The following is a 14,726-nucleotide window of genomic DNA, read 5'->3' as shown; positions in this document are numbered from 1 at the left end:
ATCCGGATGCGCGCATGAGCGGCCGGGCGCACGGGCGGATGCGGCGCACGCTCAGGCGCGCCCGCCGCATGCTGGGCTGGAGCCTGCTGGCCGTCGTGATCCTCACGGCGCTTGCGGTGGGGCTGGCGAGCCAGCTCCTGCCGGTGCTGACGCGGCATCCCGATGCCGTGGCGCGCTGGCTGTCGGACCGCATTGATGCGCCGGTTGCGCTGGGGGCCGTCCAGGCGCAATGGAATCGCGCCGGGCCGCGGCTTTCGCTTTCCGGCCTGCGCATCGGGCAGGCACCGGAAGTGCTCGACATCGACCGCGCCCAGCTCCAGGTGAACATCTATTCCGGCCTGTGGCCGGGCATGCCGCTGACCGAGCTTGCGCTGGACGGCCCCGAACTTGAGCTGCACCGCGATGCCGACGGGCGCTGGCGGCTCGACGGCTTCGGCCGCGGTGCGCCTGCTGCCGCGAATCGCTCGCAGTTCCAGCAGCTCGATCGCTTCGGCGCGCTGGAAGTGCGCGCGGCGCGACTGCGGTTCCGCGATGCGATCACCGGACGCCAGCGCGTCGTGCCGCGCATCGACGCGCGCATGCAGCGCGCCGGCGGGCAGCTGCGCCTGGGGGCCTACGTCCATGGCGAGGTGCCGGGCGCGATGCTGCGGCTCGGAGCGGATTTGAGCCCGGACGGGCGGACGGGCACGGCCTATCTTGAGGGCCGCGCGCAGGACTGGGCGATCTGGCTGCGCGAACTGACGATGGGGCAGGTCGGGCTGTCGCAGGCGCGCGGCGACCTGCGCGTGTGGCTGGATTTTGCCGAGGGAGAGCCGATCGGCGTGCAGCTGGATGCCTCCATGGCCCCGTTCGCGCTGCATGCGGCGATCGAAAGCGGAGAGGACGACGGGCGCATCGTCGAACAGTCGGCGCGGTTCGCGGTCTGGCAGATGCAGGCGCGGGTGTGGCGGGAGGGCGGCTCCGGCTGGCGCGCGGTGGTGCCTTCGTGGCAGGTGGTCGATGAACTAGGCAGCCGCTCGCTCGAGGTCGTGCGCCGGGGACATGCGCAGCGCGATGGCTCCGGGCTGGTGCGCGTGGAAGCCGATGCGCTGGCTCTGGGGCCGCCGCTGGCGCTCGCGCGGCTGGTTCCGGCGATGCCGGCGCGGCTGCGGCACTGGCTGGGCGAGGCCGCGCCGCACGGCACGCTGGAGTCGCTGCGAGCGGCCTGGTTCGATGCCGGACGCTACCGGTTCGAAGCGCGTCTGCTCGATGCCGGTTGGCAGCCGGTGGGCGGCATCCCGGCTTTCCAAGGCGTTTCCGGGGTGCTGGGCGGCGATGCGCGCGCGCTGCGCCTGGACGTGGCTCCCGGCGTCTGGACCGTGCAGGCCCCTGGCGTGCTGCGCGCCCCGTTCATGCCGCGCGTTGCCGGAGAGATCCTCGCCTTCGATCCAGGCGATGGCTGGCGCATCGATACGCCGGGATTGCGGCTCAACGAGGACGACTACGCCATCACGCTGGCCGGCGGTGCGCAGTTTCCCGATGGCGGTGGCGTGCTGCTGGACCTGCGCGCCGACGTCGGCGAAGGTCCGCTGGTTGTGGCCAAGCGCTTCTGGCCGGTCAACGTGATGTCTGAAGCGGCCGTGCGCTGGCTCGATACCGCGCTGCTCGGCGGCCGCGTCGCGCGCGGCAGCGCGGTGGTGCGCGGCAATGTGCGCGACTGGCCGTTCCCCGAGGGCGAGGGGCGCTTCGAGGCGCTGGCTGAGCTGGAGGACGCCCAGATCGCCTATCACCCGGACTGGCTGCCCGGGCACCGCGTGCGCGGCACGGCGCGCTTCATCAACGTGTCGATGGAGCTTGATCTGGCGGGCGAGGTGGGCGCTGCGCAGGTGGCCAGCGCGCGCGGCGGCATCGCCGACTTCGGCGATTCGATCCTTGCGCTGGATGTGCATGGGAACGGCAGCGGCTCGGCGCTGCTGCAGGTCCTGCGCAAGAGTCCCCTGCATGAAGCGCACGGCGAACTGCTGGATGGCGTTTCGCTCGGTGGCCGCGGCGAAGTGGCCCTGGCGCTCCACATCCCGCTGGAGGATCACCTGGGCGAGCCGAAGGTCGATGGACAGGTGGACCTGGCGCGCATGGACCTGCGCGATGCGAACTGGGGGCTGGATTTCGAGGGCGCGAGCGGGCGGGTGCGGTTTTCCGACCGCGGATTCCTTGCCGATGAGCTGAGCGTCGGGTTCGGCGGGACGCTGGGCGCGCTCAGCATCGCCGTGGGCGACTACACCTCGCAGCCCGAACACCTCGCTGAAGCCAGCCTGCGCGGGCATTTCCCGGCGGCGCGGCTGGTCCAATCCAATGCGCGCAGCCGCTGGCTGACGCCGTGGCTGGGCGGCGAGTCCGACTGGACCCTGCAACTGACCGTGCCCGAGCCGGACGGCGCTGTCCGCGCCGCGCCCCAGCTGCGGGTGCGCTCGGATCTGGCGGGCGTGTCGATCCACCTTCCGGCCCCGCTGCGCAAGGATGCCGCCGACCGGATGCCGCTGGATCTGGACCTGACCCTGCAAGAGCCGGACGTCGGCATCGACCTGCGCCTGGGCGGACTGCTGCGCCTGCACGGGCGTTCGGGCGTCGATGGCTTCAGCGGCACCGCGCTGTTCGGCGACGTCGTGGACGCCGCGCCGCCGCCGCGCGGCCTGCACGTCGCCGGGCAGATCCCGGTGCTCGATGCCGCGGCCTGGGGCGGCGTCGCCGCGGGGTTGGGGGATGGCGAAGCGGCGCTGCACCTGGCCTCGGCGGACTTGTTCATCGGCGAACTGAACCTTTTTGGCCGGCCGTTCCGCGAAACCCGCGTCACGATGCAGCGCGATGCGGAGCGATTCACCTTCGGCTTTGCCGGCGATGCGCTGGCGGGTGAGCTGTCGGTGCCGCTCGATGGGCTTGCCCAGAAGGGCATCACCGCGCGCCTTGATCGCCTGCACTGGCCGGAGACGGATGCGGCGGACGCCGGGCAGGATGCGGCGACAACGCAGGTGCTTTCCGCGCCCGGCCTGATCCCGCCGATTCACCTGGAGTCGGCCGATACCCGGTTTTCCGGCGCGCACCTGGGCAACGTCTGGCTGGAGACCTGGCCTACCGCCACGGGCCTGCACGTCGAGCGGTTCGATGCCCACTCGGCGGCGCTCGATCTCAAGGCCAAGGGCGATTGGCAGGTGGTGGAAGGGCGCGAATCAACCGCGCTGGCGCTGGATTTTTCCTCGCGCGATGCCGGCGCGATGCTGGAGGCGCTGGGCTTCTCGCGCCTGATCGAAAGCAGCGGCACCCACGGACGCCTGATGCTGGCGTGGCCCGGTGCCCCCGGCGCGTTCGATTGGGCGGTGGCCGATGGCAGGCTCGATGTCAGCGTCGGGCAGGGGCGCGTGCTGGAAGTGGAGCCGGGTGCCGGCCGCCTGTTCGGCCTGCTCAGCCTGACCGAAATCCCGCGCCGGCTGAGCCTTGATTTCAGCGATTTCCTGAAGTCCGGGTTCGCGTTCAACCAGATGGCCGGCAGCTTCCGCATCGAGCGCGGCGACGCCTTCACCGACGACTTCCGGATCAATGCGCCCTCCGCGGAAATCCGCCTGCGCGGGCGCACCGGCCTCAAGGCGCGCGACTACGACCAGACCCTGGAGGTGCTGCCCAAGGCCGGCAGCGTGCTGCCGGCGATCGGCGCGATTGCCGCGGGTCCGGCCGGTGCGGCGGTCGGCGCGGTGGCCCAGGCCGTGCTGCGCCAGCCACTCAAGGACATGACGCGCACGGTGTATCGCGTCACCGGAGCGTGGGATGCGCCGACGATCGAGGCGGAAGCGGCTGCGCCGCGCGACCCCTCACCCTGACGATCGCTGCCCGGCGCGTTCGGCGGCGGCAGCAGCCGGCAGATGGGTTTTCCACAGGCCCTCAGCGCAGCAGCGCCAGGGTCTCCAGCACCGATTCGCCGTAGCGCTCCAGCTTGGCCACGCCGACCCCGGAGACGGTCGCCAGTTCGTCCAGCTCGTTCGGATCGGCCTCGGCGATGCCGCGCAAGGTGGCGTTGCCGAAGATCATGTAGGCCGGCAGGTTCTGTTCGCGCGCCAGCGCCGTGCGCAGCTCGCGCAGTGCCTCGAAGCGCAGCCGCGCCGCGTCACTGAGGGCAATCTCCTCCGTGGCCGCGCCGCGCCCGCGCTCGGACCTGCCGCGCCGGCGCGCCGCCGGCGCGTCGCGGCGCAGGGTCAGGTGGCCTTCACCGCGCAGCAGCGGGCGCGCGGCTTCGGTCAGGCGCAGCGCGCCGAAGCGGGTGTGATCGATGTCGAGCAGCCCGGCGGTGACCAGCTGGCGGAATACACCGCGCCAGGCGATGGCCTCCAGCTCGGCACCGATGCCGAAGGTGCTGAGCGTATCGTGCCCGTGCTGGAGAACCTTCTCGGTGCGGGTGCCGCGCAGCACGTCGATCAGGTGCCCCGCGCCAAAGCGCTGGCCGCAGCGCCACACGCAGGAGAGCGCCTTGCGCGCCGCCTGCGTGCCGTCCCAGGTGGGCGGCGGTTCCAGGCAGTTGTCGCAGTTGCCGCAGGGGTCCGGGTAGGTCTCGCCGAAGCTGGCGAGCAGCGTCTGGCGGCGGCAGCGGATGGTTTCGGCATAGCCCAGCAGCACGTTGAGCTTGTGCCGCTCCAGGCGCTTGCGCGATTCATCCGCCTCGCCCGCCTCGATCATCTGCGAGAGCGTGGCGACATCGCCCATGCCCCAGCACATCCAGGCCTCGGCCGGGTCACCATCGCGCCCGGCGCGGCCGGTTTCCTGATAGTAGCCCTCGATGGATTTGGGCAGGTCGACATGCGCCACGAAGCGCACGTCGGGCTTGTCGATGCCCATGCCGAAAGCGATCGTGGCGCACATCACGATGCCTTCCTCGCGGATGAAGCGGCGCTGGTTTTCGGCGCGCGCCGCGGTCGCCATGCCGGCGTGGTAGGGCAGGGCCGACACGCCGTGCCCGACGAGAAACTCGGCGGTGTCCTCGACCTTGCGCCGCGACAGGCAGTAGACGATGCCCGATTGCCCGGCGCGCATGGCGAGGAAATCGAGCAGCTGCTTCTTGCCGTTGGCCTTCTGTTCCACCCGATAGCGGATGTTGGGGCGGTCGAAGGAACTGACGAACCAGCGCGCCTCGTCCAGCGCCAGGCGCTCGGCGATTTCCGCGCGCGTGGGCGCATCGGCGGTGGCGGTGAGCGCGATGCGCGGCACCCTCGGCCAGCGCTGGTGCAGCACGTCGAGCTGGCGGTACTCGGGCCGGAAGTCGTGGCCCCACTGCGAAACGCAGTGGGCCTCGTCGATGGCGAACAGCGCGATCGGCAGCGCGTCGATTCGATCCATGAAGCGTTCGGTGAGGAAGCGTTCGGGCGAGACGTACACCAGATCCAGCGCGCCGGCGGCGAGCGCGCGTTCGGTGTCGAGCGCCTCGCGCGCCTCCAGCGAGGAATCCAGGCGCGCCGCGCGCACGCCGAGCTGGCGCAGCGCGTCGACCTGGTCCTGCATCAGCGCGATCAGCGGCGAAATCACGATGCCCGTCCCCTCGCGCAGCAGGGCAGGAAGCTGATAGCACAGCGACTTTCCGCCGCCGGTCGGCATCAGCACCAGGGCGTCGCGGCCGGCGACCAGGTGATCGATGATCGCCGCCTGCTCGCCGCGAAAGCTGTCGTAGCCGAAGACGCGCTTCAGCAGTTCAAGAGGTGTCTCGGGCATCGGCTCAGGATAGCCGATGCGCCGCGCCGCTCAGCACACGCCCTGCGCCAGCATCGCGTCGGCCACCTTCACGAAGCCGGCGACGTTGGCCCCCTGCACATAGTTGATGCTGCGGTCCGCGCGGGTGCCGTGGCGCACGCACAGCGCGTGGATCTCCATCATGATCGCGTGCAGCCGCGCGTCGACTTCGGCGTGCGTCCACGACAGGCGCAGCGCGTTCTGGCTCATTTCCAGCCCTGACGTGGCTACACCGCCGGCGTTGGACGCCTTGCCCGGTGCGTAGAGGATGCCGGCCTGCTGGAACACCTCGACCGCCTCCAGCGTGCTGGGCATGTTCGCGCCCTCGGCCACGCAGACCGCGCCGTTGTGCACCAGGGTGCGCGCATCGTTTCCGTCCAGCTCGTTCTGGGTGGCGCAGGGCAGCGCGATCTCGGCCGGGATGTGCCAGGGGCTGCGGCCTTCGAGGTACTCGAAGCGCGCGTCGCCGGCCAGCTCCGACAGCCGCCCGCGTCGCACGTTCTTCAATGTACACACCTCGGCCAGTGCGTCCTCGTCGAAGCCATCCCTGGCGTACAGCGTGCCGCCCGAATCCGAAAGCGTCAGCACCCTGCCGCCGCGCTCCATCGCCTTGATCGCGGCGAACTGCGCGACGTTGCCGGCCCCGGAAATCAGCACCCGCGCGCCGTGGGTCTCGCGCCGCGCGTAGTGCAGCATCTGCTCGACGAAGTAGATCAGGCCGAAGCCGGTGGCCTCCGGACGCATCAGGCTGCCGCCGTAGGCCAGCCCCTTGCCGGTGAAGACGCAGGCGGCCTGGTTGGAGAGCTTCTTCATCATGCCGGCCATGTAGCCCACTTCCCGCGCGCCCACGCCGATGTCGCCGGCCGGCACGTCGGTATCCGCGCCGATGTGGCGATACAGCTCGAACATCAGCGCCTGGCAAAAGCGCATCACCTCGGTTTCGCTCTTGCCCTTGGGGTCGAAGTCCGAGCCGCCCTTGGCACCGCCCATCGGCAGCGTGGTCAGCGCGTTCTTGAAGGTCTGCTCGAAGGCGAGGAACTTGAGGATCGACGCGTTCACCGAGGGGTGGAAGCGCATACCGCCCTTGCAGGGGCCGATGGCGGCGCTGTGCTGCACCCGCCAGGCGCGATTGACGCGGGTCTGGCCGCGATCGTCGAGCCAGGCCACCCGGAACTGCAGGAGGCGCTCGGGTTCCACCAGCCGCTCCAGCAGGCCCTGACGGCGGTACTGCGGATTCTGATCGAGGAACGGCCACAGGCTTTCCATGACTTCACGCACCGCCTGCTGGAACTCGGGCTGGTGCGGGTCGCGGCGCGCGACGGTATCGAGAAAGGACGACAGCGTGCAGTCGTTCATGGCGACGGTTCCCCGGAATCTGGCGATATTGCACCGCAACAATCTGGAGTGTAAGCACAAAAAAGGCCGGGAACGCAATTCCCGGCCTTCGCGTGTGCGAACCGCTGCGCATCATTCCAGCAGCGAGCGCAACATCCAGGCGGCCTTTTCATGCGCCTGCAGGCGCTGGGTGAGAAGGTCCACGGTGGGCTCGTCGCCGGCCTGCGAGGCGGTGGCGAGCACCTTGCGCGCGGTGCGGCACACCGCTTCGTTGCCCGCCACCAGCTGCCTGACCATCTCCTTCCAGTCCGGCACCTCGCCTTCGCGGCCGGGCTCTTCGGCGATGGACGTGAGCTTCACGAACTCGCCATAGGAACCAGGCGCGGGGAAACCGATGGCGCGGATGCGTTCGGCGATCTCGTCCAGCGCCGCCCACTGCTCGGTGTACTGGGTCTCGAACATGACGTGCAGCGAGTTGAACATCGGCCCGGTCACGTTCCAGTGGAAGCTGTGGGTCTTGAGATAAAGCGTGTAGGCGTCGGCGAGGAAGTGCGAGAGGCCATCGGCAATTGCCTTGCGGTCCGCAGACTTGATCCCGATATCGATTTTCATGTCGAACTCCTTGCGTGGTGAATGATGGCGGTTACCCTACGCCGCTTTTCCGGGAGCAGGAAGTTGATTCTCCCGCAGACTTCAATAGATGGGGGCTATGGCCGCTGACATCAACCCGAGCGTGGCGCGCGGCCGCGCGCCCGATGCGCTGTCGCACGCACTCAGCCGCGACCGCGGGCGGCTGCTGCGCCTGCGCGGGCGCGTGCGTGCGCAGGCGCAGGATGCCGCATTGCGCGCCGAGTACGAGGCCGCGCTGGCCGCATCCGTCGCCGCCTGCGAAGCGCGCCGCGCGCGGCTGCCCGTGCCCACTTTCGATGAGACCCTGCCGGTGGCGCGCGAGGCCGCGCGCATCGTCGAACTGATCGAGCGCCATCAGGTGATCGTGGTGGCCGGTGAAACCGGCTCGGGCAAGACGACGCAGCTGCCCAAGATGTGCCTGGCCGCCGGGCGCGGTGCGGCGGGCCTGATCGGCTGCACCCAGCCGCGCCGGATCGCCGCGCGCGCGGTGGCCCATCGTGTCGCACAGGAGCTGCAGGTGGAGCTGGGCGGCGCGGTGGGCTACCAGGTGCGCTTCACCGAGCGCACCTCGGAGTCCGGCTGCATCAAGTTCATGACCGACGGCATCCTGCTGGCCGAGATCCAGTCCGACCGCTACCTCTCCGCTTACGACACGATCATCGTCGACGAGGCGCACGAGCGCAGCCTCAACATCGACTTCCTGCTGGGGTACCTGAAGACGCTGCTGAAGAAGCGCCCGGACCTCAAGCTCATCGTCACCTCGGCCACGATCGACACCGAGCGCTTCTCCCGCCACTTCGACAATGCGCCGGTGGTGGCGATCGAGGGGCGCAGCTATCCGGTGGAGATGCGCTATCGGCCGCTGGATGGGGGAGAGCACGCGGATGACTCCACTCACCCATCGCGGATGGGAGAACGAGCGAAGACTCGTGTCCCGTCGCGGATGGGGGACCAGGGCATGGGCGTTCTCGACGCCCTCGTGCGCGCGGCGGACGAAGCCACGCGCGAGGATCCGATGGGCGACATCCTCGTGTTCCTGCCCGGCGAGCGCGAGATCCGCGATGCGCACCAGGCGCTGGAGCGGCGCAAGTACCGTGAAACCGAAGTGCTGCCGCTGTATGCGCGGCTCTCCGCGCGCGATCAGGACCGCATCTTCTCGCCCGGCCCGAAGCGCCGCATCGTGCTGGCGACCAACGTCGCGGAAACCTCGCTCACCGTGCCGCGCATCCGCTACGTGATCGATCCGGGCTTCGCGCGGGTCAAGCGCTACAGCCCGCGCGGCAAGCTCGAGCGCCTGCACGTCGAGCCGATCAGCCAGGCCAGCGCCAACCAGCGCGCCGGTCGCTGCGGGCGCGTGGCTGCGGGGGTGTGCTTCCGGCTCTATTCGCAGGAGGATTTCGACGCCCGCCCGCGCTACACCGATCCGGAAATCCTGCGCGCCTCGCTCGCCGGGGTGATCCTGCGGATGCTCTCGCTTGGCCTCGGGCGGCTGGAGGAGTTTCCCTTCCTCGAAGCCCCCGATCCGCGCGCCGTCGCCGATGGCTGGCAGCAATTGCAGGAACTGGGCGCGGTTGATCGCGAGCGTCATCTCACCGACATCGGCCGCACCATGGCGCGCTGGCCGGTGGACGTGGCGCTTTCGCGCATGCTGATCGCCGCGCGCGGCCACGGCGTGCTGCGCCAGGTGCTCGCCATTGCCGCCTTTCTCGGCATCCAGGATCCGCGCGAACGCCCCGCCGACCAGCGCCAGGCCGCCGACCAGGCGCACGCCGAATTCGCCGACCCGCACTCGGAGTTCGTCGGCATCCTCAAGCTCTGGGACGCCTACCGCCAGGCCCACGAGGACTTGAGCCAGTCGAAGCTGCGCGACTGGTGCGAAAAGCACTTCCTCGGCTTCCTGCGCATGCGCGAGTGGCGCGAGCTGCACCGGCAGCTGGTGCTGCTGTGCCAGGAGCTGGGTTGGGCGCTGGAAGAGCGCGTCGGGGACATCGCTCCGACCTACGAGAATCCCGCCGCAGGTCGGCCCTGCGCGGCCGACGGCAAGCCCCGGCGCGTCGGGGACGTAGCCCCGACCTACGAGAATCCCGCCGCAGGTCGGCCCTGCGCGGCCGACGGCACCTACACCCTTCTGCACCGTGCCCTGATCGCCGGCCTGCCTACCCATATCGGGCAGAAGAACGACAAGGGCATCTTCGAAGGCCCGCGCGGGCGGCGTTTCCAGGTGTTTCCCGGCTCGGCGCTGGCGCGCCAGCCGCCGCGCTGGCTGCTGTGTGCGACCTTGCTCGACACCCAGAAGGTCTGGGCGCTGACCTGCGCGCGGATCGAGCCGGACTGGGTCATCGCCGAACTTCCCCACCTGCTGGCGCGCCGCCACTTCGATCCGCACTGGGCCAGGTCGCAGGGGCGGGTGACGGGCTTCGAGCAGATCAGCCTGTTCGGCCTGGTGCTCGCGCCCAAGCGGCCGATCCATTACGGCGGGCTGTATCCGCTGGAGGCGCGCGACATCTTCATCCGGCAGGCGCTGGTGCCCGGCGAGATCGATACGCGCGCCGGCTTCGTCGCGCGCAACCTCGCCACCCTGGAAAAGGCGCGCGAGGAAGAAGCCAAGCTGCGCCGCGCCGGGCTGGTGGCCGACGAGGACTGGCAGGCGCGCTGGTACCTCGACCGCATCCCGGCCGACATCAACAGCGCCGCCGGGCTGGATGCCTGGTATCGAAAGCTGTCGGGAGAAGAACGGCGTCGGCTCGAATGGCCGCTGGCCGAACTCCTGCCGGGCGAGGGCAGCGATGCGGAGCGGTTCCCGAAGTACTTCCCGCTGGGCGATGCGCGTCTGGCGCTGCACTACCACTTCCTGCCCGGCGCCGAGGATGACGGCGTCACCCTCGACGTGCCGCTGCATCTGCTCAATGCGCTCGACCCGGCGCGGCTGGAGTGGCTGGTGCCGGGGCTGGTGGAGGAAAAGGCCACCGCGCTGATCCGCGGTTTGCCCAAGGCGCAGCGACGGAATTTCGTGCCCGCGCCGGATTTCGCCCGCGCCTTCGCGCAGGCCTGGCCCGCGCCTTCGGCCGACAGCCTGCGCGGCGAACTGGCGCGGTTCCTGGCCAAGGTCACCGGCGCGCCCATCGCCGCCACCGACTTCGATGAGGCGGCGCTGGAGCCGCACCTGCGCCTGCGGATTCGCCTGCTGGAAGGAAAGGAGCGCTTGCTGGCCGAATCGCGCGATCTCGACGAACTGCGCCAGCGTTTCGGCGACCGTGCGCGCGAAAGTTTCGCCGCGCGCGCCGGGCGCGACCTGGCCGACAGCGGCCTGACCGAATTTCCCGAAACGCCGGTGCCGCTGCAGGTGTCCGGCGAAGCCGGCGTACCGGCGTTTCCCGCACTGGTCGACGAGGGCGAGTCCGTCGCGCTGCGCGTATCCGCCCGCCGCGATGAAGCCGATGCGGCGCATCGGGACGGCGTGCGCCGCCTGCTGCACCTCGCCCTCGCGGATCGCGCGAAGCAGGCGCGCAAGCAGCTTCCCGTCTCGCCCAAGATCGGACTGCTGTACGCTGCCATCGAAACCCAGGAACGCCTGCGCGAGGATATCGTCACCGCCGCCCTGCGCGCCGTGGAAGGCGACGACCTCGGCGCGATCCGCGACCGCGCCGCCTTCGTGCAGCGCGCGGCCGAGGCCGGCAAGCGCCTCTTCGGCGAAGCCGTGCGCCGCCTGGAGCTGGCCGAATCCATCCTCCAGCGCGTGGCCGAACTGCGCCCGAAGCTCGAATCGCCGCTGATGGGCTGGGCCAAGGGCAACCTCGACGACCTGCGCGCCCAGCTCGACGGCCTGGTGCATCCTGGCTTCCTGCGCCACACGCCGCCCGACGCGCTCGCGCACTTCCCGCGCTATCTCGATGCCATGCTCCTGCGCGCGGAGCGCGCCCTGCGCGATCCGGCCAAAGACCAGGCGCGGATGCTGGAGCTGACGCCCTTCGTGCAGGCGCTCGACGCCGCGCGCGCCACCCCGGCCTTCGCCGATCCGCGCTGGCAGGCGCTGCGCTGGGAGCTGGAGGAACTGCGCGTCTCGCTCTTCGCCCAGGAACTCGGCACTGCCATCCCGGTCTCGGCCAAGCGACTGGCGCGACAGCTCGAGCTGCTGCGCGCAGGCGCGGCGCAGCCGTAGGGTGGGAAAAGCCCATTCCATTGGAACCGCCGAAGGCGATTCCATTCCGCCATCGTGCCGTCCCATTGCGCCTTGCCGCCAGGACCGGCGAAGCCTTCACCGTCGCACCCGCGCAGGCGCGCGAGCGTGGGCACAGGCGCGCCCCGGCGACTTCGGCCTGCGAAATTGCGGGGCGGGGCCTCCGGTGACGCGGCTCGCCGCGCCCGGTTTGCCGGTCACAGCCCCCAGCCGGCCGACCGTCGTCTTTCGGAAAAGTTCACGTTCCACTTGACATTCGTGGGCTACAATCAATCAGATGGACGCGCCTTGCGCGCGGCGCGGGTGTCTCCTGCGGTCAGCCCGACCGCATGTTCAAGGCGATGGAATGACGCAATTTTCGCAACGGCTGGACTCGGCCAATCAGTCAAGGAGTGACAGAGTGATGGATGCGATCTGCAATCCCGTGCGCAGCAGGAAGCGCTTCAAGACAAGCCTGCTCGCGCTCGCCGCCCTCGCGGCGGTTGGCATGAGTGGCTCGACCCTGGCCCAGGCGCTGGAGTTCGCGTCCATGGAGCCGCAAGCGCTCGCCGCAGTTCCCGGCGATCGCCTGTGCACCGCCGGATTCAATCCCGACTATGGCTGGTTCGACGTCGCCAGCATCGGTTTCGGCGTGCTGGAGTTCCCCGGCGCGCTGAGCCCGGGGAATTGCGTCAAGGCCACGCCGGCCGGGCTGGGGGTGCAGATGGGTGGCTTGACGCTGCCCTTGGCCGAGCAAGCCGTCTATGCCTTGGGCGTCAATCCGCCGACGCTGAGTCTTTCCCTGCTCGAACCGGCCCTGTGCGAGGACTATTACGCGGGGGCCGCAGGCTCGGGCAACTGGAAGCTTTCCGTTGGCGATGCCAACGGCGAGATCATGCATTTCAACACCGGGCTTGGCTCTGAAGCCATGCCCGGCGTCACGGCGCTGAACTACGTGCTGACCAGCGGCGCGCTGGTGCCGCAGCGCGTCGATGGCGGCGTCCAGTGGCTGCGCTGCCATGCCGGCCTGGCTCCCAATGCCTTTCCTCCCACCACCGGCCCCGGCACGGCAGGCTATCTCTTTGCCGACGGTCTCGAGCCGTCGATGGCGGATCTGCGGGTCGAATTGCTCGATGCGCAGGGCAACCCGATCGTTGGCGACGTGCTGCAGCAATCGACCACCGGCAACGTCACGTTCAAGCTGCGCGTGTCCAACAAGGGCACGGCGGCGGCAAACAACGTGCGCATCCGCGAGTTCGTGCCCACGGCGTCGACGCTGATGGGGCCGACGGTCAGCCGTATTTCGTGTTTTGACCACGGTGCCGGATCGGCCTGCAACAGCGGGTCCGGGTCTTCGAAGCTCGTCGAGAACATCGGCACGCTTGCCGCCGGCGCGCAGCGCGAGTACACCCTGACGCGCAAGTCGTCGAGCGTCGACACCAGCATCAACCAGTCCCTGGCGCTGATCCAGGTCGCGGCCTTCTCGGCCCCGGACAGCTCGCCCGACAGCAACCACGCCGACAACAGCCGCAGCCTGCGGATCGAGGTGGTGGACCAGGTGCAGGTGGCGCGTGCCGTGTCCACCAACAACACGCCCGGTGACGGAACGGGCGGATCGATCACGCGCGTTTCCGCCCCGGCCGGCTGTTCTGCGGAGGCGGGGACGGTAACCACGTGTCCGCCGGGCACGTCCGGGCTGGTGTACAGCGCCACAGCCAATTCGGGTTATACGTTCACCGGTTTCACCGGCTGCGCCGGTACCGCATCGGGTGTGAGCGAAACCGGCGGTACGCTCTCGACGACCTCGACGAGCTCTTGCACCTTGACGGCGAATTTCCAAGGTATGCCGACGGTTACGGCCAGTGTTGTCGGCAGCAACGGAACGATCTCGCCGCCCAGCCAGGTGATTCATTACAACCAGCCTGCGGAGCTGACGGTCGCCCCGAACACCGGTTACGCGGTCGATACGATCACGGGCTGCGGTGGTGTCACGCACGACAGCGGATTGATCTGGAAGACGGCGCCGGTGACGGGTAGTTGTGCGGTAGCTGTGACGTTCAAGGCAAAGACCTCCACCGTGACGGTCAACTCCGGCCCGAATGGCACGGTCACCTCCCAGAATCCGCTGCAAGTCACCTATCCGATGCAGCAGGCGGTATTCACCGCATTGCCCAATACGAGCCACCAGGCCGTGATCCTGCCAACGAGCACCTGCCAGACCAGCGGGCCGGTATCCAACCCGTTTGGCGCGGGGGTTATGTTACAGGCCGAGAATGTGCTGGATGATTGCCAGATCGACCTTGCTTTCAATCTCGTCCAGCACCAGGTGCACGTCGCCAGTGGAATCAATTACGGATACATCACACTGGATGACGACGGCATGGTCGAGGACGGACAGTTTGCAACGTTCACCCTCGAGCCTCAGACCGGCTACCACCTTGTGCCGGGAAGCGTGGAACAGTTGAGCTCTGCCGAGTGCGGAACCATTACGATGACCGGGAACACCGGCACGGCAGGGCCGATCACCAGCGGCGACTGCATACTTTCGGCGGAATTCGAGATCAACCAGTACTCCGTCACGGTGTCCGTTGCGGATCCCTCTGGCACGCATGGCACCATTGGCGCGCAAGGTGCGACCAATGGCGGCGTGAATCCGGTGATCGTAACTCCGGTTCCGCATGGCACCAGTGCAGAAGTCTGGACATTCCCCGAGACTGGCTACCACGCTGATTTCCCGGTGAACCAGAATTGTCAGTTCGCATATGCAGGCATCGCACCGGGTGGGATCATCAAGTACAAAGCAGCCTCTGTTACTGCTGACTGCAATTTGTCGGTGCAATTCTTGCCGGATTGAAGGAGCGTC

The 14,726-nt window shown here is 69.1% G+C and carries 5 protein-coding genes and 1 pseudogene; 3 read left to right on the top strand and 3 right to left on the bottom strand.

Annotated elements, in window-relative coordinates; translation table 11 throughout:
• The first annotated feature begins 14 nt into the window (after positions 1-14).
• The gene (locus WB794_RS11360; protein WP_337335970.1) at positions 15-3,848 is read left to right on the top strand and encodes a YhdP family protein; all 3,834 of its coding nucleotides are present in this window, start codon (positions 15-17) and stop codon (positions 3,846-3,848) included.
• 61 nt (positions 3,849-3,909) lie between these two features.
• Here the strand turns inward: WB794_RS11360 and recQ are convergent, their stop codons facing one another.
• The 3 genes and pseudogenes from recQ to WB794_RS11345 form a co-directional block, all read right to left on the bottom strand.
• A complete protein-coding gene (gene recQ, locus WB794_RS11355; protein ID WP_337335969.1) occupies positions 3,910-5,724 on the bottom strand; it encodes a DNA helicase RecQ in 1,815 nt (604 codons plus the stop codon).
• Between the two features lie 30 nt (positions 5,725-5,754).
• Positions 5,755-7,098 (bottom strand): NADP-specific glutamate dehydrogenase, encoded by a 1,344-nt coding sequence (gene gdhA / locus WB794_RS11350; RefSeq protein ID WP_337335968.1) that lies wholly within the window; start codon positions 7,096-7,098, stop codon positions 5,755-5,757.
• A 111-nt stretch (positions 7,099-7,209) separates the two neighbouring features.
• Positions 7,210-7,683, bottom strand: a pseudogene (locus WB794_RS11345) (Dps family protein); the annotation flags it as partial.
• 94 nt (positions 7,684-7,777) lie between these two features.
• Here WB794_RS11345 and hrpA point away from each other — a divergent pair.
• Both hrpA and WB794_RS11335 read left to right on the top strand, forming a co-directional pair.
• Positions 7,778-11,866, top strand: a complete 4,089-nt coding sequence (gene hrpA / locus WB794_RS11340; protein WP_337335967.1) for an ATP-dependent RNA helicase HrpA — start codon at positions 7,778-7,780, stop codon at positions 11,864-11,866.
• 421 nt (positions 11,867-12,287) lie between these two features.
• Entirely contained in the window at positions 12,288-14,717 is a 2,430-nt protein-coding gene (locus WB794_RS11335; protein WP_337336007.1) for an InlB B-repeat-containing protein, read from the top strand.
• Positions 14,718-14,726 lie beyond the last annotated feature (9 nt).

The sequence above is a fragment of the Denitratimonas tolerans genome, assembly GCF_037203605.1.
GTDB classification, from domain to species: domain Bacteria; phylum Pseudomonadota; class Gammaproteobacteria; order Xanthomonadales; family Xanthomonadaceae; genus Denitratimonas; species Denitratimonas tolerans.
This window is presented reverse-complemented; position numbering and strand designations above follow the sequence as displayed.

What these genes read in the sequence shown, in the direction of transcription:
- WB794_RS11335 (WP_337336007.1), top strand. Translation starts at nt 12,288, where the DNA reads ATGGATGCGATCTGCAATCCCGTGCGCAGCAGGAAGCGCTTCAAGACA.
- hrpA (WP_337335967.1), top strand. Translation starts at nt 7,778, where the DNA reads ATGGGGGCTATGGCCGCTGACATCAACCCGAGCGTGGCGCGCGGCCGC.
- gdhA (WP_337335968.1), bottom strand. Translation starts at nt 7,098, where the DNA reads ATGAACGACTGCACGCTGTCGTCCTTTCTCGATACCGTCGCGCGCCGC.
- WB794_RS11360 (WP_337335970.1), top strand. Translation starts at nt 15, where the DNA reads ATGAGCGGCCGGGCGCACGGGCGGATGCGGCGCACGCTCAGGCGCGCC.
- recQ (WP_337335969.1), bottom strand. Translation starts at nt 5,724, where the DNA reads ATGCCCGAGACACCTCTTGAACTGCTGAAGCGCGTCTTCGGCTACGAC.